This is a genomic window from Conyzicola nivalis, assembly GCF_014639655.1.
GTDB lineage: Bacteria > Actinomycetota > Actinomycetes > Actinomycetales > Microbacteriaceae > Conyzicola > Conyzicola nivalis.
In genome coordinates, this window is record NZ_BMGB01000001.1 from 1,733,101 (window position 1) to 1,753,832 (window position 20,732).

Sequence of the window (20,732 nt, forward strand, 5' to 3'; positions counted from 1 at the left end):
TACCAACGATCGGGGTGGGCGTCGCGAGACGCCCACCCCGATCACCGCTCCACCCCACGATCCCCCAAGGAAACCCTGATGCGCCGCTCCACCACTCTCACGCACGCCGCACTCGTCGCGATTCTCGCCACGGTCGGCACCCTCGCCGCAGTCTCACCGGCATCGGCCGACGCGGGGGATGTGAGCTGGGGCGTGCGGACCGCCGCCAACGACCAGGGCACCGATCGTCAGAACTTCGGCTACGAGATCGACCCCGGCGCGGCCGTCACCGACGCGCTCGTCGTCTCGAACCACGACGCCGTGCCCCTCGACCTCGCGCTGTACGGTGCGGACGGCTTCACCACCGAAGCCGGCCAGCTCGACGTCGTGACGCAGGACACCGAGTCGGTGGCCCTCGGCGCGTGGATCGACTTCACGGCGGACTCGGTCACGGTTCCCGCCGGCGAATCCGTCGAGGTCCCCTTCACGGTCAACGTGCCCGACAACGCGACCCCCGGCGACTACGCCGGCGCCGTCATCACCTCGCTCGGCCAGCCGTCTCAGGAACAGGGCCTCAGCGTCGACCGCCGCCTCGGCATCCGGATCCACCTGCGCGTGGGCGGCGAGCTCGCCCCCGCCCTCACCGTCGCCGACATGCGCGTCGACTACACGGGTTCTGCCAACCCGTTCGCGGCGGGCGACGCCACCGTCACCTACACGCTCGAGAACACCGGCAACGCCCGGCTGACCGCAGGCCAGAAGGTCACGGTCACCGGACCGTTCGGCATGCTGCCCGCCGACGCACTGAAGATGAAGGCCGTGCCCGAGCTGCTGCCGGGCGAATCGTGGAAGGTCACGACGCGCATCGCCGGGGTCATCCCGACGTTCTTGCTGTCGGCGAAGACCGTGGTGACGCTCCAGTCCGCGAGCAGCGACGAGGCCGACCCCGCGATCGCGCCCGTCGAGTCGACCGCGACGACCTGGGCGGTGCCGTGGGCGCTTCTCGTCCTGCTGCTGCTCGTCGCCGCGATCGTGGTCGCGACGGTGCTGATCGTGCGTCGCCGTCGGCGTAACCGCAAGCGTCTCGAAGACGCGCGGGTCGACGAGGCCGTGCAGCGCGCCCTCGCCGAGCGCGAGACGGAACTGGTCTAGCCGGAAGTTTGGCCGCCGGCCAGGGGCCGTCAGGCGGCCGCGTCGAGCCAGGGGCTCTCAGGCCGCCGCGTCGAGCCCGTGCCGGAACGCCCAGACGACCGCCTGCAACCGGTCGCGGGCGCCGATCTTCGCCAGCAGTCCGGCGACGTGGTACTTCACGGTCGACGGTTCGATGAACAGCCGCTGCGCCATCTCCTGATTGGAGAGCCCCTCGCTGAGCAGGCGCAGGATGTCGCGCTCCCGGCTGGTGAGCGTCTCGGCGACGGTGCCGGCTGTGCGCTCGGGGGCCGAACGGCGACCGGCGAATTCGGACAGCACCCGCCGCGTGATCTTCTGGTCGAGGGTGCCCTCCCCCGCCGCCACGGAGCGGATCGCGTCGACGAGCGTCCCCTCGTCCGCGCCCTTGAGCAGGAAGCCGGCGGCCCCCGCCTCGAGCGCGCCGAACACGTAGTCGTCGAGGTCGAAGGTCGTGACCACCAGCACGGGGATGTGCCCGTCGGGGTCGGCCGAGATGAGGCGGGTGGCCTCGATGCCGTCACGTCCGGGCATCCGGATGTCCATGCAGACCACGTCGGGCCGCAACTTCAACGCGAGCTCGACCGCCTCGTATCCGTCCTTCGCCTCGCCCACGACCTCGATGTCGCCGGCCGCTTCCACGATCACCGTGAAGCCGGCTCGCACGATCGCCTGGTCGTCGGCCACGAGCACTCTGATCATTCGTCTCTCGTTTCGCTGTTCGGGTCGTCTCTCGGGTCGTCGTTCGGGTCGGGCATGGGCAGCGTCAGCTCGTTACGCCAGCCGCCGTCGGGCGTGGGTCCGGTGTCCAGTCGTGCGCCGGTGAGCGCGGCACGCTCCCGCATCCCGATCAGTCCGTGCCCGCCGAGCGCGGGAGATTCGACACGCGACACCGGCCGGGCGTTCGTCACGCTGATCTCGGTGGCGGTCGGCGTGACTTCCACGCGCACCGTGCACGCGGCACCGGGCGCGTGCTGTCTGGCGTTCGCGAGCGACTCCTGCACCATGCGGTACGCGGCGGTCTCGGCCACCGGCCCGAGCGCGACCGGATCACCGAGCCACTCCTCGGCGATCTCCATGCCGCTCGCCCGCAGCGACTCGAGAAGATCGGGAATCTGCGCGATCGACGGTGCCGGGGCGAGCTCGCCTCGGTCGTCCGACCGCAGCAGCCCCACCGTCTGGCGCAGGTTCGCGAGCGTGAGCTGGGCGTCGCGCGCGACCGTGCGGATGTACTCCCGCGCCCGCTCCGGCTCGGCCGCGACGAGTGCCCCGGCCGCCTGCGCCCCGACGATGATGCCCGAGAGGTGGTGCGCGGCGATGTCGTGCAGCTCCCGCGCCATCAGCGCCCGCTCGCGCTGTACGGCGTCTGCCGCGCTCCGCTCCCGCTCGCGTTCCGCGAGTTCGGCCCGTTCGCGCAGCACGACCATGGCCCGCGCCCGCGACGCGACGAGCTCCGCGATGAGCGCGGGCACGAGGTAGACGATGCCCGAGCGTAGCGCGGCGAACGGCAGCTCCCACCCGGCGGGGGTGCTCGCGTCGGGCTCGTGGAAGGCCCACGCGACGAGGGTCGAGACGAGTGCGGCGAGACCCGTCGCGAGATAGACGGATGCGCCCGAACGCCACCGGAACACCGAGTACGCGGCAAACGAGACGGCGACCGACCCCACACTCAGGGTGCCCGACGAGAGAGCGAGCAGCACGACGTCGACGGCGCTCACGGCGACGAGCACGGCGATGGGCCGGCGGTACCGCAGCCAGAGGGCCGCGGCCTGCGCGAGCACGAGAACCACCGTGAGCGTGGCCGGCGAATCGGGCAGCGACTCGCCGCCCACCAGTCCGCTGGCCGCATCCGTTCGCAGGTAGGCGTCGACCAGAGTGAGCCCGACGCCCAGGACGGCGACGAGGACCACCGGCGTCACGCGCCAGGACAGGCTGGTCGGCCGGTCCTGGCGCGCGGCGGTGTTCGTGTTCGCACGCTGTTTCATGCCTTCATTCTGCACGTCGGCAGCCCGCAGACCCGTCCGCGGTCACAGGTCGCGCCGACGCAGGGCGACACCCGCGGCGGCGAGCACGGCGGCGGTCAGCGCGGCCAGCACCCCGAGCGCTACCGCCGGGGCCAGGCCCGAGTCGGCAGCCGGATCGGCGAGCCCCGAGCGCGCGAGCGACACGGGCAGCAGCTGCGCCCAGACGGGCAGGCCGCCGGTGACGAGCTGCACCAGCCCCTGCAGGATCGGCTCGGCGAGCAGCAGGGCGGCGATCGTGATGAACGCGGCGAGCTGGCTGCGCACGAGCACGCCGATCGCGAGCCCCAGGAGTGCGAGCAACACGACCACCACGACACCGCGACCGAGGGCGCTCGCCACGTCGAGCGGGCTCAGAGCGAGTCCGCCGCCGGTCAGCGCCGAGCCGAGCAGTACGGCGAGCGCGATCACGGCGAGCGCGATCCCGAGCACGGCCGCCGCAACGGCGGTCGCGCCGACCTTTCCGGCGAGGATTCCACCGCGACGCGGGCAGGCCAGCGCCGTGCCGACGATGCCGCCGTGACGGTAGTCGGTCGTGCCGGCCAGCACGCCGAGCGCGAGCACCGCGATGGTCGCGATCCCGATCGAGCCGGACGCACCACCCGTGCCGAACACGTTGAGCGCAGCGTATTGGAAGGCCGCCGCCCCCGTGTCGATCGCACCGAGCTCGTCGCGCACGGCGGGTTCGTCGCCGAGCACCGCTCCGCTGGCTAGGGCGGGCAACAGTGTCACATTGAGCACCTGGGTGACGAGCAGCCCGCCCGCCGCGACGGCGAGCGCGACCCACGTGGAGGCGACGGTGCGCAGTTTCAGCAGTTCCGCGTGCACCATCAGATCACCCCCGCGTTCTCGCCGGTGAGCCGCAGGTAGAACGACTCGAGGTCGCCCCCGTGCTCGTCGGTCAGCTCGTCGACGCGTCCTCCGCCGACGACACGGCCGTGGTCGATGACTACGACGTCGTGCGCGACGTGCGCCACCTCGGCGAGGATGTGTGACGAGAGCAGCACGGCGCCGCCGCGTGCGGCGAAGGCGTGCACGAGGTCACGCAGCCAACGGGTGCCGGCCGGGTCGAGACCGTTGGCGGGCTCGTCGAGCACGAGCACATTCGGGTCGCCGAGCAGCGCGGTCGCGAGCGCGACCCGCTGCCGCATGCCCAGGGAGTAGGTGCGGATCGGCCGGTCGGCCGCCGCCGTGAGACCCGTGTCGTCGAGCAGGGGCTGCACCCCCGTGTCATCCACGCCCGCCATCGATGCGGCTATGCGCAGGTGTTGCCGTGCCGTGCGACCCGGGTGCAGTCCGCCCGCGTCGAGCACGGCGCCGACGGTGCGCGCCGGCTCGTCGAGTTCGGCGTAGGGCCGACCGTGGATGTGCGCCCGACCGCCGTCGATCGACGCGAGGCCGAGCAGCATGCGCATCGACGTGGTCTTGCCCGCGCCGTTCGGCCCGAGCAGGCCGAGCACCCGGCCGCGGGGAACGCTGAAACTCACCTCCTCCACGGCCGTCGTGTGCCCGTAGGCCTTGCGCAGCCCGTAGGCCGCGATTGCTGGTGTGTCGTCTGTAGTCATGCTCCCAGCGTGGATGTCACGGGGCAGGCGCACCCCCGCCAAAGGTCGAGTCGTGAGACCGTTCTTCGGACGGGGGTGCCGCGCGTCCCGGGTGACGAGTGTGGAGGGCATGGAAAACACACCCGTCACCCCAGAAGCCCCCGCAGCCTCCACACCTCCCGCGAAGAAACCCCACACCCGCCGCAACCTGATCATCGGGGCTGCCGCGGTCGTCGTCGTCGCATCGTCCGTGGCATCCGCCCTCTTCTTGGACGATCCCTTCGACGACAGGCCCGCCGCCGCCTCCCACTCCGGGGCCGCGCACTCCGACGCCGTCCAGTCGAGCCTCGACGCGCTCGTCGCCGACGACGGGTTCCCGGGGGCCATCGCCGCCGTGACCGACGCCGACGGCGAGGTCGCCGACTACGTCGCGGGCGTCTCCGAGCTCGGCGAGAAGACCCCGCCGCCGGCCGACGGCCTGGTGCGCATCGCCAGCAACACGAAGATGTACACCTCCGTGGTCGTGCTGCAGCTCGTCGACGAGGGTCTCGTCTCGCTCGACGAGCCGGTCGAGACCTACCTGCCGGGCCTCGTGCGCGGCGACGGCATCGACGGCTCGCTCATCACCGTGCGCCAGCTGTTGCAGCACACGAGCGGACTGCCCAACTACACGTCGGCGATCGCCGGCGACCTGTTCGCGATCCGCGACACCTACCTCGCGCCGCGGTCGCTGCTCGACCTCGCCCTGGCCATGCCGGCCTCGTTCGCGCCCGGCTCCTCGTACGAGTACAGCAACACCAACTACGTCGTCGCGGGACTCATCGTCGAGAAGGTCACCGAGCGTCCCTTCGCCGAGCAGGTCGAGGAGCGCATCATCGACCCGCTGGGACTCGACGAGACGTTCTTCCCGGCTCCCGGCGACAAGACGATCCCGGGCGAACACCCCACCGGTTACAACAACGACGCGAACCGCGAGCTGAAGGACATCACCGAGACGGACCCGTCGTGGGCCTGGGCCGCCGGCCAGATCATCGCCTCCCCGAGCGACGTGAACCGCTTTATGCGGGCGCTCGTCGGCGGCGACCTGCTGACCCCCGGCACCCTCGCCGAGATGCAGACCACCGTGAAAGGCGCCGAACTGTGGGAGGGGGCCGAATACGGCCTCGGCCTGATCCGCTACCCGCTGTCGTGCGGCGGAGTCGCGTGGGGACACGGCGGAGACGTCTCCGGTTTCGAGACGCGCAACGCCGTGGATGAAACGGGGCGCGCGGTGACCATCGCGGTGACCGCCCTCCCCGGCGCCCTCGCGACGGACGAGGACACCATCGTCGCCACCATCGGCAACGTGGAGAAGGCGGTCGACACCGCGCTGTGCGCGAAGTAGCTGTCGCGCTTCGCAACGACCGCGTAAACCCCGGGAGCGGCTTCTGGCAAGGGGCTGCTCCCGGGGTTTCGTGCGCGCAGGATGGGGTCATGAGCAAAGACCAGAACCTCGCCGGAAAGACCATCGTCGTCGCCGGAGCGTCCAGCGGATTCGGCCGCGGCGCCGCCCAGAAGCTCGCCGAGCTCGGCGCCAACGTCGTGGTCGCCGCCCGCCGTGGCGACGTGCTCGACGAGTTCGTCGCGCAGATCGCGGCCCAGGGCGGCACCGCCGTCGCGGTACCGACCGACGTGAGCGACGCGGCTGCCGTCGCGCGGCTCGCCAGCACCGCGATCGAGCGGTTTGGGCGCATCGACGTCTGGGTCAACAACGTGGGCATCGGGGCCCTCGGACTGTTCTGGGATATCCCGGTCGAGGACCACGCGCGGGTCGTCGACGTCAACCTGAACGGCCTCATCTACGGCGCGCACGCCGCGCTGACCCACTTCCTCGCCGTCGGCGGCGGCGTGCTGGTCAATGTCGGATCCGTCGACAGCGAGGTGCCGCTCGCCTACCAGGCCTCCTATGCAGCCTCCAAGGCCGCCGTTCTCAGCCTGAGCCGAACCCTGAACGAAGAGCTGCGGCTCGTCGGCAAGCACGACACGATCAAGGTCGGCACGATCATGCCGTGGGCGGTCGACACCCCGTGGTGGACTCACGCCGCGAACTACACCGGCCACGCCCCGCGCATGGCCGCTATGGACGACCCGTCGATCGTCGTCGACGCGATCGTCGCCGCCTGCACGAACCCCAAGGAGGAGGAGCCGGTCGGCCCGAAGGCGCGCGCCTCCGACGTGTCGCACCACCTCTTCCCCGACCTCACCGAGCGTCTGTCGGCGAAAGTGGCTGACGCCGAGGTCGACCGTGGCTCGCGGGCGGCCAACACCACGGGCTCGATCCACCGGCCGACCCCCGAGGGGACGACGGTCGACGGCGGAATACGCGAGCGGATGAAGCGGGAAGACGCCGCGCGCTAGCTAGCGCACCACGTCGTAGACGGCCTTGATAATGCCGTTCGAATAGACCTCGTGCTCGACCAGGTCGAGCTTCTGCATCGCATCGGCGGTGTCGTCGAAGAGTCGGCGCCCGGCACCGAGCAGCAGCGGGAAGATCAGCAGGTGGTACCGGTCGACCAGGCCCGCGGCCGCGAGACCCTTGGCGAGGGTGGCGCTGCCGTGCACGATGATGGGGCCACCGTCGCCCTGCTTCAACGCGGCGACATCGTCGATCGAACGCAGCACGCTCGTGTTGTTCCATTCGGGGTTCTCGAGCGTGGTCGAGACGACGTACTTGGGCATGGCGTTGTACTGCGGGAACTCGTCGGTCATGCTCGGCCACACCGGTGCGAACTCGTCGTAGCTGACGCGCCCCATGAGCATGGCGGTGGCCTCGACCTGCTCGCGCCCCTTGATCTCGTAAGCCTCCGCGACGAACGGCACGTTCTTGAACGTCCAGCCCGCGTGCGGGTACGGCCCGTTGCCCGGGGAGTCGATGACGCCGTCGAGGCTGATGAATTCGGTGACGATGAGCTGGCGCACGGCTGTTCTCCGATCGGTCGGGATTCGGATCAACTATGCCGTGTTCGATGCCTCGAGCGCACGGGTGATCAGGGAGCCGCGGGCGCGTCGGGATCGTCGTCACCGTCGGCGAGCATCAGATCGACGCGTACCTTGCGTTCGAACGTGATCGCGTTGAGCGCGCGCGTGGCGGCGAGCATCAGTCGCACCAGCACAATGGCGATCACAACGATGCCCGCGATCACGAGCAGGTAGCTGAGACCCCAGAGAAGATCGAACGGATAGTACGGCGAGAAGGACATGCCGCGAGCCTAGCGCGGTACCTGAGACATCGTCTATTACCGGCTCCGCCGCTATCGGGCGCGCTCGTAGGCGGCCCGAAGCCAGCCGAGAAGCTCCTCGTCGATCTCCGCGACGCTCGTGATCGTCACCCGGTGGGAGCACATGGCGTTGCCGACCTGCAGCCGCTCGGTGGCGGGTTCGCCCGGCAGCTGGATGCCGAGCTGGACGCGTTTCGCGCTCGGAACCTCGATCAGCGCGAACTGCTTCGAGCGGCGCAGTGAGACGCCGGTCTTCTTCGGCACGGCCTCGACGTCGGCGCCGAAGGCGGTCGCCGCGGCGACGAGACCGTCGTGGATCGGTCGCAGCGGCGCCTTCGCCCCTGAGTACTGCACCGCGACGAGGTCGTCCTCCGCGTCGGATTCGCCGCGGTTGCGGAACGCCAACGCGATGCCGTTCGCGAAACCGTGGGTCAGCGTGTGGTCCGCCTTCAGCCAAGCGACGATCTCGGAGTGCTTGCTGAGACCGGAACCCTCGACCACGACGATCCACTCGGGCATGGTGCGCCCAGTCTTCTCTGCCAGGTGGGTGAATGGGTCGTTCATGGCAACGAGTGTGGCCCCGTCGGCGTCGGCGCGCTAGCGGTCACAAAAACCAGAAAAGCCCCTCACAGCAGAACTGCTGGTGAAGGGCTTTGTTCGGTGCACCCCCCCGGACTTGAACCGGGAACCCACTGATTAAGAGTCAGTTGCTCTGCCAATTGAGCTAGAGGTGCGTAGCGCTCAGAACTTCAGCGCCGAGAAGCAAGATTAGCATGAGTAAAACACCCCTGCGACACGAGGAGCACCATGAGCGCCACAAAACTCGAAATCGGCACGAAAGCACCCGCCTTTTCCCTGGAAGATCAGGATGGGGCATCCGTATCGCTTTCCGACTTCGACGGCCAGAAGGTGATCGTCTACTTCTACCCGGCGGCCGGCACCCCCGGCTGCACGACGCAGGCGTGCGATTTCCGCGACAACATCAACTCGCTGAAGTCGGCCGGGTACCAGGTGCTCGGGGTGTCGAAGGACTCCGTGGCCGACCTGAAGAAGTTCCAGGCCCAGCAGGGGCTCAACTTCCCGCTGTTGAGCGACCTCGACCTCGCGGTGCACAACCTGTACGGCGCATACGGCGAGAAGAACCTCTACGGCAAGCTCGTCACGGGCGTGCTGCGTTCGACGTTCGTACTCGACGAGAGCGGGACCATCGACCTCGCCCTCTACAACGTGAAGGCCACGGGCCACGTCGCGAGCCTGCGCAAGAAGCTGGGCGTCGACGCGTAAGGCCCCTCGCAGGCGCGCGCCTTAGGCGTCGCGGTGCGAGGTCTCCGCGAGCACAGGCTTGGCGAACAGCAGCACCATAACGACGATCGCCGGGATCAGCAGCAGCCAGCCGATGTCGACCCGCGACCACAGCCCCTGAAAACTGCCGAGGGCGAGCGCGCCGATCAGCACCTGGACGACGATCGCGGCGCCGCGGATCCACGCCCGGCCACGCAGCGAATTCAGGGCGATGAGGAAGACCCAGACGGTCGCGATCGCGGCGCACACGGTGAGGGCCACGGCGCTCGCGAACGAGTCGGGCCGGGCGACGAGCAGCTCGAAGATCAGCACGACCGTCGCCGCCGCGAGCGCCGCGGCCTCGAGGAAGAGGACCGCCGCGAGCAGCAGCACGAGGGGGTGGTGACGGCGTCGAGAACCCCGATTTTCCGCGGAATCGTCAACATTTCGAGCGTCGGTCACAGCTACATCCCATACAAAACCATTGATTTGCGTGCTTCGTTATGAGAGTCTATTGGAGGTTGATTTCGAGCCCGCAGCGGCGCGGGCGAATCCCATCTCTCTTTCTCACCCGAATCTTGACGGCTCCTTACTCGCGCCCGAAAGAGCCCTCTATCAAAGGAGCACCCATGGATTGGCGCGACAAAGCCGCCTGCCTCACCGCCGACCCGGAACTTTTCTTCCCCGTCGGAAACACCGGTCCGGCCGTCGACCAGATCGACAAGGCAAAGGCAGTATGTGCGCGTTGCTCTGTGACCGAGATGTGCCTCCAGTACGCACTCGAGACCAGCCAGGACTCCGGCGTCTGGGGCGGACTCAGCGAAGACGAGCGCCGCGCCCTCAAGCGTCGCGCCGCCCGCGCCCGCCGCGCCTCCTAGGTCTCCCGCAGGGTCTCCACCTAGCAGTCCGAACTGCCGCTCTCCTCAGGGAGGGCGGCAGTTCGGTCGTTAACGCAAGGCTCCGTGAAAACTTGAGCATTGCGCTTGAATGAGCGGATGACACAACTACCGCAGGGCTGGGTGACGCTCCGCAGCACCTCCACTCGGCGCCTGCTCTGGTCAGCGCCCCCGCCCGGCCGCCTCAGCCTCGGGTTCCTCGTCGTCATTCTCGGCCTGCAGTTCGTGATTCGAGCCGTGTTGAGCTGGGTGTTCGACACGAACGGCTGGCCCGGCGTCATCGTCCTCCTCGTCGCACTCGCCCTCGCGATCATCAGCGTGTACCTGTTCCGCAGCCCCGGCAGCGAGTGGGCCCGGTTGAACTTCGACGAGTCGCTCGTGCGCGACGGCCGCGTGAAGACGCCCTTCGACCAGATCACCGACGCCACCTTCATGACGATGCAGCATCGCGGGCACATCGACAGCTACCTGGGGTTCGGCGCTTCGGTGGAGAAGTCGACGTACGTGCGGGTGAAGTCCCCGCACCTCCCCGAGTTGGATGAGGCCAGCCGCGAACTGGTGGCCGAGGTGCTGCGCCGCAGCCCGATCCGCATCCCCGAACCGGTGGCGGATAAGTACGACCCGACGGGTAAGTTCGGCTGGATGGATCATCCGAACAGCCTCTCCAAAGACGAGGCCATCGAATTCGTCCTGCACACGCCTGAATCGGGCGAACCCGTGCGCGCGCCGGAACGGCCGAAGAGTATCCGGGTCGACGAAGACTAGCCCGGCCGACAGGACAGCGCGTGCGAACCGGGCGAATTTGTCCTGTTGAGCGGTCGCCGGCGGTAAACCGCCCTGTTGAGCGGTGTCGTGCGACTAGCTCTTCGTCAGCCAGTTCAGCGGGATCTCGATGGTGACCTCGGTGCCCGAGCCCATCATCGTGTGCCAGTCGATCGCTCCACCGAGCTCGCCCTGGATGAGCGTGCGCACGATCTGGGTGCCGAGGCCGGAACCGACCTTGCCCTCGGCGAGACCGACACCGTTGTCGCGCACCTTCACGCTCAGCATCTCGTCGTCGCGCTCGGCGATGATCTCCACCTCGCCCTCGGCACGGCCGGCGAGCCCGTGTTCGACCGCGTTGGTCACGAGTTCGGTCAGCGCGAGCGCGAGCGGGGTCGCGTACTCGCTCGGCAGAATGCCGAAGCTTCCGGTGGACTTCGGATGCACCGTGGTCGTGTGACCCGTCGCGATCTCCGCGATCAGCAGCAGCACCCGGTCGAAGACGGCGTCGAAGTCGACGCTCTGGTTGAGCCCCTCGCTGAGGGTATCGTGCACGACGGCGATCGCGGTGACGCGGCGCATCGCCTGGCCGAGGGCCTCGCGGGCCACATCGCTGTGGGTGCGGCGGGCCTGGATGCGCAGCAGCGAGGCCACCGTCTGGAGGTTGTTCTTCACCCGGTGGTGAATCTCGCGGATCGTGGCATCCTTCGTGATCAGCTCACGCTCCTGATGCCGCACCTCGGTCACGTCGCGGCAGAGAACGATCGCCCCGACCCGCTCGCCGTGGTTTCGCACCGGGATCGCGCGGATCGACACCGTGACCCCGCGCGCTTCGATGTCGGTGCGCCACGGGGCGCGACCGGTCACGACGAGCGGCAGCGACTCGTCGACGACGAGCCGGCCGTGCAGCAGGCTCGTGGTGACCTCGGCGAGCGACTCGCCTTCGAGCTCTCCCGCGAATCCCATGCGGTTGAAGGCGCTGAGCGCGTTCGGGCTGGCGAAGGTGACGGTGCCGTCGACGTCGAGACGGATCAGGCCGTCGGATGCCCGGGGTGCGCCCCTGCGCGGACCGGTCGGCGCGCCCAGGTCGGGGAAGTCGCCCGAGGCGATCATCGCGAACAGGTCGTTGGCACACTCGTTGAACGTCAGCTCCTGGCGTCCGGGAGTGCGGGCTTCGCTGAGGTTACTGTGCCGGGTGATGACGGCCACCGGAGATTCGGAGATCGCGTTGTTGCTCGGCGAGAGGCGGCGAAGCACGGGCACGGCGCGCACCCGCGTGGGGGTCTCCTCGTACCAGGTGGGAGCGGCGGCATCCACGATGCGGGCGGTCTCGAACGCCTCCGTCACCTGGTGCACCCACTCGGGCTTGACGGCCTGGCCGACGAAGTCGCGGTAGAAGAGTGTGGCCGAGCTCGAGGGCCGGGCGTGCGCCACGGCGACGAAGCTGCCCTCGGCGCTGGGTACCCACAGCACGATGTCGGCGAAAGCGAGGTCGGCGAGCAGTTGCCAGTCGCCGACGAGCAGGTGCAGCCACTCGATGTCGGCTTCGCTGGAACGCCCCTGGGCCTGTACGAGATCACTGAGGGTCGACACGGTCTTCAGGCTACCGTGTCTGTCGCGCAGGCACCGGCTGCGAGAATAGCTGGTATGAGCAAGGGCTGGGCGATCACACTGCTCGTCCTCGTGGTGGTGCTGTTCGTCGGCGGCAGCACGGTCGCCGCGCTCTCGTTCGTCGCGAGCCTCAACGCGCGGCCGCTCACCGTCAGCTGCACCGTCGACTCCACCTACGGCGACGTGGCGCAGCCGTCGGACGAGGGCGAGCGCCCCGGCTTCAGCGTTCAGACCACGGGTGGCGGGAACTGCGAGGACTTCTACGTGCGCGATGTCGCCGTGCGCGAGCAGCTCGCGGTCGGGCAGAGCTACGAGTTCACGATCGAGAACCTGATCGGCTACACGAACGTTGTGTCGGTCGAGCCGGTGGAGTAGACGTGCTCTCCACCGAACGCCTGCTGCTTCCCCCGCTCGGTCTCGAGCACGCAGACGACCTGGTCGCGCTGTACTCCGATCCCGAGGTCGCCCGCTACGTCGGCGGCGACTCGCTCACCGCGCAGACGATCCCGCTGCAGGCCGCCCGTTTCGCCGCGATCTGGCGCGAGCACGGCTACGGGCAGAGTGCAGTGATCGACCGGGAGACCGGAGAATTCCTGGGGCGGGTCGGGCTGCACTACTGGCCCGGCTGGGACGAGGTCGAGCTGGGCTACGTTCTCGCCGCCGACGCGCAGGGACGCGGGCTCGCCGCCGAAGCCGCCCGCGCGTGGATCGCGTGGGCGCGCGCGTCGCTCGCCCGTGACCACCTCATCTCGGTCATCGACCCGCGGAACGCGGCATCCGTCACCCTTGCCCTTCGCCTCGGCTTCGTCTGGGATCGCGACGACGTGACGCCGACCGGCGTCGTGGTGGCCGTCTACCGCCTAGGCCTCGCCTAAGAACGCCTGCGGGTCGAGCAGAAAACGGGTGTAGTCCTCGACGAGGGCGAGATCCATCCATTGCCGCTCGCGCAGACCCCACTCCCCCACCTCGTAGACGGTGGCGCCGGGCAGCGCCGCCAGCACCGGCGAGTGCGTCGAGAGCACGACCTGCGAACGGCCGTCGTCGAGCAGCGAGGTCAGCAGGCGCAGCAGCGCGAGGCATCCGGAGAACGACAGAGCCGACTCCGGCTCGTCGAGCACCCAGAGCCCGGGCCCACGGAAACGGTCGGCCACCAGCTCGATGAACGATTCGCCGTGGGAGCGCTCGTGGAACGGGATGTCGGGCCGCATCCCCGGGTGTTCTTCGAGGTAGGTGTAGAAGCCGTGCATCGTCTCGGCGCGCAGGAAGTAGCCGCGCTTGCTCGCGCCCGCGTTGCGCACGAGCTGCAGGTGGTCCCAGAGCTCGGACTCGGTCGCCCTGGTCGAATGCATCGCACCGGTCGAGCCGCCCTCGGAACCGAGACCGTACGCCAGGGCGATCGCCTCGACGAGCGTCGACTTGCCCGAGCCGTTCTCGCCCACGAGGATCGTGGCCGCGCCGAGTTCGAGCCCGGCGTCGAGCACGCGCGCCACGGGCGGGAGGGTCGCCGGCCAGACGGAGCGGTCGAGCGGGTTGAGCGGATGCTCGCCGAGGGACCGCACGGGCAACCGGGAGAACTGCATGCCCACAGCTTCGCAGAACCCACCGTCAGCGACGCTCGTCGCCACCGCCGTTCCAGGTTCTCAGCGACGCCAGAATCGCGAACCCGCGACGGTGCGCCGCCGCACGGCCGTCGCCGGAAGCAGCCGGTCGAACACGAGCCGCTTGATCGCGAGCCGCGTCGCCGACTTGGGCGCCGCATCGGCGAGGGTGCGCGCGCTCAGCACCGCGGCATCCGTTGCTTGAAGGTCCCACGGAACCAGCACCGGCGCCTCGATGCCTCCGAACCGTGACAGGGTCTGCGCCACCTGGCCCGAGGCGCCGAGTCCGATCGCGCTGGCCCGCACCTTGTTCGCCACCACCGTGATCGAGAGGGTCACCGCCACGTCGGCGAGGTCGCCGTGCGCACGGAGGAACCGCGAGAGGCCGACGGGGTCGGCGGATGCGACAGCGACCACGTGGTCGGCCTCCCGAATCGCCGCGAGTGTCGCCGCGTTGCGCCGCGGCGCGAACGTGTCGGTCGAGATCTCCTCGTCGCTCTCGAGGCTCGACGCGGTGTCGAGCACCACGTAGTCGACCCAGCGCCGGCACTCCGTGATCGTGGCGCGGACCCGTTCGCCCGACAGCTCGGGCCAGCGGCTCGGCTGCCCGATGCCGGTGAGCACCCAGAACCCGGCCGCGCCGCCCTCGTAGCGCTGGCCGATGCGCTCGAGCTCCGCGCGGGTCAGGCTCTCCGCCCCGGCGAGGCGGCACGCGGCGGCGAATCCGGGGGCCTCGTCCATCAGCCCGAGCACCGGAGCGATCGAGGCGCTGTGCGTGTCGACGTCGCACAGCACGACCGAGAAACCGGCCGCCGCGATCTCCGCCGCGATGCCGACCGCCAGGGTCGTCCGGCCCGGCGACCCGGCCGGCCCCCACACGGCGATCACGGTGCCGCGCTCCTCGCGCTGCTCGGCCGCCGGCGTCGCGTCGTCCCCGCGGGCGAGACGTTCGAACTCCTGCCACTCGGCTTCGCCGTCGACGAGGTCGTAGAGTCCGATGCCGTTCGCGTAGCGGCGCTGCTGGTCGTTCGACACCGCCGCGAGCACGCGCACCCCGTGCGCGTCGCACTGCGAGAGCAGTCCGTAGCTGAGGTAGTCCGGCGTCGCCCAGACGATCACGGCATCGGGCCGGGCGAGGTCGAGCGCGTCGCCCAGCTCGTCCGCGCCCCGGGCGCTCGCCACTATTTCGTGGCCGTGACGCGCGGCCTCCCGCGCCAGTCGGGCGTCGTGCGGTTCGGGTGCCCCGATCGCAATTCTCATGCGCCCGGCAGCCTGGTCATGTGCGCGGCATCCCGGTCATGTGCGAGGCATCCCGGTCATTTGCCCGGCAGACTCGCGGGCACCACCGAGACGGCGTCGTCGTTGGCGACGGCCTCGAGCACCCGCGCGATCTGCGACCGCGGCACGAGCACCTCGATCGCCGCCGATCCGTCGTCGACGACGAAGCCCTCGCGGTCGACCAGTCGCACGACGGTCGCCGCCGACACGATCACCGCGGGCGCCTCGAACAGGCCGGACCCGATCTGCCGCGCGCTCCAGACGTCAACGCCGGACCCGGGGACGACGGATGCTGCGAGCTCGCCGTTCACCGCGAGAACGATCGCGGTCTGCTGCTCGCCGAGCATCGACCCCACGGCCGACGCGGGAACGAGTTCGCCGTCGGCCACCGGCTTGGTGACGACGAGGCCGTCGTCGGGCACGTCGTCGGGCAGCAGGTAGAGCTCCGCGGCACTGTCGAGACGCACGCTCGTCGCCACGAGGTCGTCTCCGTCGATGCGGTCGCCAGGGGCCAGCGGGTCGCGCGCGGCGTAGACCAGCAGGCTCGTGTCTGCGGCACCGACGATCGCGACGACGCCCGCCACCGACGCCGCGACCAGCAGCACGCCGATCGCGAACCGCGGATCGAACCAGAACCGTCTGCGCGCGGGCGTGCCGGCGCGGTCGCGGGCTGCACTGGTCATGGTGACCATGCTGACGGCCCGAGCACATCCGTGAAAAAGTTATCCACACCTCCGTTTCCTGCACAGCGGCGCGACCATAATCGATGCATGAACCAGAGCGACATCGGCAGTTTGGGGCGCTTTCTCACGCTGTCCGACACGGCCGAGGTGCTCAACGTCTCGCTCAACCAGGCCTACGTGCTGGTGCGCAGCGGCGAACTGCCCGCCATCAAGATCGGCGGCAAGGGCCAGTGGCGGGTCGAGCGCTCGGTGCTCGAGTCGTTCATCGAGGCCAAGTACGAAGAGGCCAGGCGACTCAGCCTGTGGAACCAGTCGGACTTCGGCAACATCCCCGAGCTGGCCGGGCAGCGCGAGCCTCGACCGCGCGACGACGCGGAGTAGGCGCCGCGCCAGGTACCGGCCCCATAGCCGGCGCCACAGACACCGCCGCTCAGAGCCCGCCGCTCAGAGCCGCACGAGCAAGACCTGGTGCAGCGGGATCGTTCGGTAGTCGATCACCGCCGACTCGCGGCGCGGGCGGTCGCTGTCGTGCGTCGCCAGGTCGAGGTGGTCACGGCCGACCCGGTCGATCGTGCCGTGCACGTCGCCGAGGGCCGTGCGCACGTCGATCGGCGCGCGTCGGCGGCACAGGTCGCGCAGCACGAACGGCAGCGTCAGGCGCGACGCGAGGGTCGACTCCGCGGGCGCCGGCGCAGGGTCCGGGGTGAGACTCAGCTCGAGCTGCGCCCGCGTCAGCACGAGCGACGAGATCGCGGCGAGCGGCAGCACACACTGGGCCGCGCGGCGGGTCTCGCCGAGCAGCTGGGCCGTCATCCAGTCGCGCCCGAACGAGAGAGCCCGCACCGTCACGTGCTCGCCCGAGCTGAGGATGACGCGCACGGCACGGTCGACGTCGTTGTCGGCGCCGGCGCCGGCGTGCACGGCCACCAGCCGGTCGCGCACCGAGAGACGCCCGATGCGCAGCCGTTCCTCTTCGGCGTGCTCGTCGAGTTCTTCGGCGCGCAGCTCTTGCTCGAGCTGACCCTCGAGGTCGTCGAACAGGTTGTCCCACCGCATGCGCCGACCCTAGCGACACCGGCGGGAGGACAATACCGGTTATCCACAGATTTGGGTAGGGCGCGATTGCGGGCACCGCGCCTCTGGTTGAGTCTTTGCACCCCCGTTCGGGGGCCTTCGTAGAGCTATCACACCGAGGGGAGTCCGGTTTGAGCGCGACGGCCCGCAAAGCAGTACACGAACACGACGATGCGCACGAGGTGCTGCCGTCGAAACCGATCCGCGCGCCCTACGACGGAGACGAATTCTTCGGCGTGCAGCCGGCGACGCGGGCCGTGCTTCCGAATCCCGAGCCCCTGCTCGAGAACCTCACCCGCTGCGTCATCGAGATCCTCGCCGGCGCCCGCGACCTCGAGCAGATCGCACGCTGGGTCGACGACGACGTCTACCGCCACCTGCTCAAGCGGGTCGTGCTCTCGACCCGCGCGCGTCAGGCCAAGGGTCAGCCGGCGAGGGCGCCGAACTTCGCCATCGGGTCGATGTCGATCTGCGAACCGCGCGATGGAGTGGTCGAGGCGGTGGTGATCGTGATCGGCAAGGCGAGAACCCGCGCCGTGGCGCTACGGCTGGAGGGCTTCGACACGAGGTGGCGGGCCACCGCGATCAACGTGCTGTGACCGGATCGTGCCGTTGGCGCGGATGGCGCCCTTAACGCGGGTTGAGCCTGTCGAAATCTCCTGGCGTATACATCGGGGATCTCGACAGGCTCAATCGTCGGCTGGTGTTACTACTTCTTCTTGTCCTGGGCGCGACGCTGCTGGCGGTTGACGGGCGCTGCCGTCTCGGCCGGGGCATCCGTCGTCTGTCCGAAGGCGCCCTTTTTCGCGGGCGCCGCCTTCGCAGGAGCCTGGGCGCGTGCCAGCGTCGGGTTCGACTGCTGCGCCTGCTGGGCGCGCGCGGTCGCCGCCCGCTCGACCTGGCCGCGCTGGTTGCGCACCTCGACCTCGCCGTTGGCCTCTTCGCTCGGGGCGGAGTAGCTCAGGCGCTCGGCGGGGGCAGCGTTTCCGGTGAGGCCCTTGGCCGCGACGATCGGGGCGGACGCGTTCGCGCCGCCTCCGGTCACCTCGACCTCGAGGTTGAACAGGAAGCCGACGGTCTCCTCGCGGATCTGGCCCATCATCTGCTGGTACAGGGCGAAACCCTCGCGCTGGTACTCGACCAGCGGGTCGCGCTGCGCCATGGCGCGCAGGCCGATGCCGTCTTTCAGGTAGTCCATCTCGTAGAGGTGGTCGCGCCAGCGGCGGTCGATGACCGACAGCACAACGCGGCGCTCGAGCTCGCGCATGGCCGGCTCGCCGAGCTGGGCGGTGCGCTTCTCGTACGCGACCTTGGCGTCGGACAGGATCTCCTTGGTGAGGAACGCCTCGGTGACCTTGCCGCGGGCTCCGGCCTCGGTGAGCAGCTCGTCAATCGTAATGCCGACCGGGTAGAGCGTCTTCAGCTCGGTCCACAGCGCCTCGAAGTCCCACTCGTCGGAGTGGCCCTCGGCGGTGTGCGCCTCGATGACCTCGGTCACGACGTCTTCAAGGAAGTGTGTGACGCGGTCCTGAAGGTCGTCGCCCTCGAGGATGTGACGGCGGTCGCCGTAGATGGCCTCGCGCTGGCGGTTGAGGACGTCGTCGTACTTGAGGACGTTCTTGCGGATCTCGGCGTTGCGGCCCTCGACCTGGGACTGGGCGCTGCGGATGGCACGGCTGACGACCTTGGACTCGATGGCCAGATCGTCGGGGACGTTGCCCCGGCCCATAAGGGCTTCCGCCGCGCCCGAGTTGAACAGGCGCATGAGGTCGTCCTGCAGCGAGAGGTAGAAGCGGCTCTCTCCCGGGTCGCCCTGGCGACCGGAACGACCACGCAGTTGGTTGTCGATGCGGCGCGACTCGTGACGCTCGGTGCCGAGCACGTAGAGTCCGCCGACGGCGACGACGCGCTCGGCCTCCTCGTTCACTTCCTTCTTCACTTCGGCGAAGACGTCGTCCCACGCGGCCTCGTACTCGTCGGGGGTGTCGACCGGGCTGAGGCCCTTGTTGTTCATGTGTGCGACCGCGAGGAACTCGGCGTTGCCGCCGAGCATCACGTCGGTGCCTCGACCGGCCATGTTGGTGGCGACGGTGACGGCGCCGAGGCGGCCGGCCTGCGCGATGATCGACGCCTCACGCGCGTGGTTCTTGGCGTTGAGCACCTCGTGCTTGACGCCGCGCTTGGCGAGCATCTTCGACAGCAGTTCGCTCTTCTCGACGCTCGTGGTTCCGACGAGTACGGGCTGGCCGGTCTCGTGACGGCCGACGATGTCGGCGACGACCTGCTCGAACTTCGCCTGCTCGTTCTTGTAGATCAGGTCGCTCTGATCCTTGCGCAGCATGGGCTTGTTGGTGGGGATGGGGACCACGCCGAGCTTGTAGGTCGCCATGAACTCGGCGGCCTCGGTCTCGGCGGTACCTGTCATGCCCGACAGCTTCTTGTACAGGCGGAAGTAGTTCTGCAGGGTGACCGTGGCGAGAGTCTGGTTCTCGGCCTTGACCGCCACGCCCTCCTTGGCCTCGATCGCCTGGTGGATGCCCTCGTTGTAACGGCGGCCCATGAGGATACGGCCGGTGTGCTCGTCGACGATCAGCACCTCGCCGTTCATCACGACGTAGTCCTTGTCCTTCTTGAACAGGGCGGATGCCTTGATCGAGTTGTTGAGGAACGAGATGAGCGGGGTGTTGGCCGACTCGTAGAGGTTGTCGATGCCGAGGTAGTCCTCGACCTTTTCGATGCCGGGCTCGAGCACGCCCACGGTGCGCTTCTTCTCGTCGACCTCGTAGTCGACCTCGGGCACGAGCTTCTTGGCCAGGTTCGCGAACTCGGTGAACCAGCGGTTCGCCTCGCCCGACGCGGGGCCGGAGATGATGAGCGGGGTGCGCGCCTCGTCGATGAGGATCGAGTCGACCTCGTCGACCACGGCGTAGAAGTGGCCGCGCTGCACCATGTCCTGTGCCTGCCACGCCATGTTGTCGCGCAGGTAGTCGAAGCCGAACTCGTTGTTCGTGCCGTAGGTGACGTCGGCCATGTACTGCTGGCGGCGCTCCTGCGGGGTCTGGCCGGAGAGGATGACGCCCGTCGTCATGCCGAGGGCGCGGAAGACGCGGCCCATGAGTTCCGACTGGTAGCTCGCGAGGTAGTCGTTCACCGTGATGACGTGGACGCCGCGGCTGGCGATGGCGTTGAGGTAGGCGGGCAGGGTGGCGACGAGGGTCTTGCCCTCACCCGTCTTCATCTCGGCGATGTTGCCGAGGTGCAGGGCCGCGCCGCCCATGACCTGGACGTCGAAGTGGCGCATGCCGAGGGTGCGCTTGGCCGCCTCGCGTACGGCCGCGAAGGCCTCGGGAAGAAGGTCGTCGAGTGACTCGCCGTTTCCGTAGCGCTCGCGGAGTTCGACGGTCTCGTTCTTGAGTTCGTCGTCGGTGAGCTGGGTGAAGTCGTCTTCCAGATGGTTGACGGCTTCTGCATAGTGCTTGAGGCGACGAAGGAGTCGACCTTCACCTACGCGAAGTGCGCGTTCGAGAACGTTGGCCACGACTTACTCCAAAGGTTATTGAGCGCGGGTCTTTCCTCGCGCG

At 69.1% G+C, this 20,732-nt stretch carries 24 protein-coding genes and 1 tRNA gene; 10 read left to right on the top strand and 15 right to left on the bottom strand.

The genetic code is table 11. The features are described 5' to 3' along the window. The first annotated feature begins 78 nt into the window (after window positions 1–78). Window positions 79–1,131 carry a WxL protein peptidoglycan domain-containing protein gene (locus IEV96_RS08605; RefSeq protein WP_188510219.1) on the top strand — a complete coding sequence of 351 codons (1,053 nt, stop codon included), beginning with the start codon at window positions 79–81 and terminating at the stop codon, window positions 1,129–1,131. Window positions 1,132–1,188: 57 nt separating this feature from the next. On the opposite strand, the gene IEV96_RS08610 is transcribed toward IEV96_RS08605, so the two are convergent. Genes IEV96_RS08610 through IEV96_RS08625 form a run of 4 tightly spaced genes read right to left on the bottom strand, consistent with a single transcriptional unit; the run spans window position 1,189 to window position 4,732 of the window. Beyond that, window positions 1,189–1,848, bottom strand: a complete 660-nt coding sequence (locus tag IEV96_RS08610; protein WP_188510220.1) for a response regulator — start codon at window positions 1,846–1,848, stop codon at window positions 1,189–1,191. Continuing rightward, window positions 1,845–3,131 (bottom strand): sensor histidine kinase, encoded by a 1,287-nt coding sequence (locus IEV96_RS08615; protein WP_188510221.1) that lies wholly within the window; start codon window positions 3,129–3,131, stop codon window positions 1,845–1,847. Before IEV96_RS08615 ends, IEV96_RS08610 begins: the two co-directional genes overlap by 4 nt. Before the next feature lie 42 nt (window positions 3,132–3,173). Next, complete coding sequence (locus IEV96_RS08620; RefSeq protein WP_188510222.1) at window positions 3,174–3,998, bottom strand: hypothetical protein; 825 nt, start codon at window positions 3,996–3,998, stop codon at window positions 3,174–3,176. Continuing rightward, a complete protein-coding gene (locus IEV96_RS08625; protein ID WP_188510223.1) occupies window positions 3,998–4,732 on the bottom strand; it encodes an ABC transporter ATP-binding protein in 735 nt (244 codons plus the stop codon). Before IEV96_RS08625 ends, IEV96_RS08620 begins: the two co-directional genes overlap by 1 nt. Before the next feature lie 109 nt (window positions 4,733–4,841). Between IEV96_RS08625 and IEV96_RS08630 the strand changes: the two genes are divergently transcribed. Then, complete coding sequence (locus tag IEV96_RS08630; RefSeq protein WP_188510224.1) at window positions 4,842–6,095, top strand: serine hydrolase domain-containing protein; 1,254 nt, start codon at window positions 4,842–4,844, stop codon at window positions 6,093–6,095. Window positions 6,096–6,184: 89 nt separating this feature from the next. Next, window positions 6,185–7,108 carry an SDR family NAD(P)-dependent oxidoreductase gene (locus IEV96_RS08635; protein ID WP_188510225.1) on the top strand — a complete coding sequence of 308 codons (924 nt, stop codon included), beginning with the start codon at window positions 6,185–6,187 and terminating at the stop codon, window positions 7,106–7,108. On the opposite strand, the gene IEV96_RS08640 is transcribed toward IEV96_RS08635, so the two are convergent. The 4 genes from IEV96_RS08640 to IEV96_RS08655 all read right to left on the bottom strand — a co-directional run bounded on the left by IEV96_RS08640 (window position 7,109) and on the right by IEV96_RS08655 (window position 8,702). Next, a complete protein-coding gene (locus IEV96_RS08640; RefSeq protein WP_188510226.1) occupies window positions 7,109–7,669 on the bottom strand; it encodes a dihydrofolate reductase family protein in 561 nt (186 codons plus the stop codon). A 68-nt stretch (window positions 7,670–7,737) separates the two neighbouring features. After that, on the bottom strand, window positions 7,738–7,950 hold the full coding sequence (locus IEV96_RS08645) for a hypothetical protein (protein WP_188510227.1): 213 nt from the start codon (window positions 7,948–7,950) through the stop codon (window positions 7,738–7,740). Between the two features lie 51 nt (window positions 7,951–8,001). Then, window positions 8,002–8,532 (bottom strand): DUF4287 domain-containing protein, encoded by a 531-nt coding sequence (locus IEV96_RS08650; RefSeq protein WP_188510228.1) that lies wholly within the window; start codon window positions 8,530–8,532, stop codon window positions 8,002–8,004. Between the two features lie 97 nt (window positions 8,533–8,629). Further along, a tRNA-Lys gene (locus tag IEV96_RS08655) sits at window positions 8,630–8,702 on the bottom strand. A 73-nt stretch (window positions 8,703–8,775) separates the two neighbouring features. Between IEV96_RS08655 and bcp the strand changes: the two genes are divergently transcribed. Next, window positions 8,776–9,252, top strand: a complete 477-nt coding sequence (gene bcp, locus IEV96_RS08660) for a thioredoxin-dependent thiol peroxidase (protein WP_188510229.1) — start codon at window positions 8,776–8,778, stop codon at window positions 9,250–9,252. A gap of 21 nt (window positions 9,253–9,273) precedes the next feature. Here the strand turns inward: bcp and IEV96_RS08665 are convergent, their stop codons facing one another. After that, window positions 9,274–9,711 carry a hypothetical protein gene (locus tag IEV96_RS08665; RefSeq protein ID WP_188510230.1) on the bottom strand — a complete coding sequence of 146 codons (438 nt, stop codon included), beginning with the start codon at window positions 9,709–9,711 and terminating at the stop codon, window positions 9,274–9,276. A gap of 167 nt (window positions 9,712–9,878) precedes the next feature. Here IEV96_RS08665 and IEV96_RS08670 point away from each other — a divergent pair, with 167 nt between their 5' ends. Both IEV96_RS08670 and IEV96_RS08675 read left to right on the top strand, forming a co-directional pair. Then, window positions 9,879–10,127: a WhiB family transcriptional regulator gene (locus IEV96_RS08670; protein ID WP_147784762.1), complete on the top strand. Its 249-nt coding sequence runs from the start codon at window positions 9,879–9,881 to the stop codon at window positions 10,125–10,127. 117 nt (window positions 10,128–10,244) lie between these two features. Continuing rightward, window positions 10,245–10,910, top strand: coding sequence for a hypothetical protein (locus tag IEV96_RS08675; RefSeq protein ID WP_188510231.1), 666 nt, complete (start codon window positions 10,245–10,247; stop codon window positions 10,908–10,910). A 93-nt stretch (window positions 10,911–11,003) separates the two neighbouring features. Here the strand turns inward: IEV96_RS08675 and IEV96_RS08680 are convergent, their stop codons facing one another. Continuing rightward, the gene (locus IEV96_RS08680; RefSeq protein WP_188510232.1) at window positions 11,004–12,500 is read right to left on the bottom strand and encodes a sensor histidine kinase; all 1,497 of its coding nucleotides are present in this window, start codon (window positions 12,498–12,500) and stop codon (window positions 11,004–11,006) included. A gap of 54 nt (window positions 12,501–12,554) precedes the next feature. On the opposite strand from IEV96_RS08680, the gene IEV96_RS08685 reads away from it, so the two are divergent. Both IEV96_RS08685 and IEV96_RS08690 read left to right on the top strand, forming a co-directional pair. Next, a complete protein-coding gene (locus IEV96_RS08685) occupies window positions 12,555–12,893 on the top strand; it encodes a hypothetical protein (protein ID WP_188510233.1) in 339 nt (112 codons plus the stop codon). Window positions 12,894–12,895: 2 nt separating this feature from the next. Beyond that, window positions 12,896–13,393: a GNAT family N-acetyltransferase gene (locus IEV96_RS08690; RefSeq protein WP_188510234.1), complete on the top strand. Its 498-nt coding sequence runs from the start codon at window positions 12,896–12,898 to the stop codon at window positions 13,391–13,393. On the opposite strand, the gene IEV96_RS08695 is transcribed toward IEV96_RS08690, so the two are convergent. The 3 genes from IEV96_RS08695 to IEV96_RS08705 are packed head-to-tail and all read right to left on the bottom strand — an operon-like array spanning window position 13,379 to window position 16,077. Further along, on the bottom strand, window positions 13,379–14,098 hold the full coding sequence (locus IEV96_RS08695) for an AAA family ATPase (RefSeq protein WP_188510235.1): 720 nt from the start codon (window positions 14,096–14,098) through the stop codon (window positions 13,379–13,381). The two genes, IEV96_RS08690 and IEV96_RS08695, sit on opposite strands and share 15 nt — an antisense overlap. 60 nt (window positions 14,099–14,158) lie before the next feature. Then, window positions 14,159–15,376, bottom strand: a complete 1,218-nt coding sequence (locus IEV96_RS08700; protein ID WP_188510236.1) for a CpaE/TadZ family protein — start codon at window positions 15,374–15,376, stop codon at window positions 14,159–14,161. 56 nt (window positions 15,377–15,432) lie between these two features. Continuing rightward, a complete protein-coding gene (locus IEV96_RS08705; RefSeq protein WP_188510237.1) occupies window positions 15,433–16,077 on the bottom strand; it encodes a hypothetical protein in 645 nt (214 codons plus the stop codon). A gap of 87 nt (window positions 16,078–16,164) precedes the next feature. Between IEV96_RS08705 and IEV96_RS08710 the strand changes: the two genes are divergently transcribed. Further along, entirely contained in the window at window positions 16,165–16,458 is a 294-nt protein-coding gene (locus IEV96_RS08710; protein WP_188510238.1) for a helix-turn-helix domain-containing protein, read from the top strand. A gap of 63 nt (window positions 16,459–16,521) precedes the next feature. On the opposite strand, the gene IEV96_RS08715 is transcribed toward IEV96_RS08710, so the two are convergent. Continuing rightward, window positions 16,522–17,133, bottom strand: coding sequence for a hypothetical protein (locus IEV96_RS08715; protein ID WP_188510239.1), 612 nt, complete (start codon window positions 17,131–17,133; stop codon window positions 16,522–16,524). Between the two features lie 149 nt (window positions 17,134–17,282). Between IEV96_RS08715 and IEV96_RS08720 the strand changes: the two genes are divergently transcribed. Beyond that, entirely contained in the window at window positions 17,283–17,750 is a 468-nt protein-coding gene (locus IEV96_RS08720; RefSeq protein WP_229733158.1) for an Rv3235 family protein, read from the top strand. Between the two features lie 110 nt (window positions 17,751–17,860). Here the strand turns inward: IEV96_RS08720 and secA are convergent, their stop codons facing one another. Further along, entirely contained in the window at window positions 17,861–20,689 is a 2,829-nt protein-coding gene (gene secA, locus IEV96_RS08725) for a preprotein translocase subunit SecA (protein ID WP_188510240.1), read from the bottom strand. Window positions 20,690–20,732: the final 43 nt, after the last annotated feature.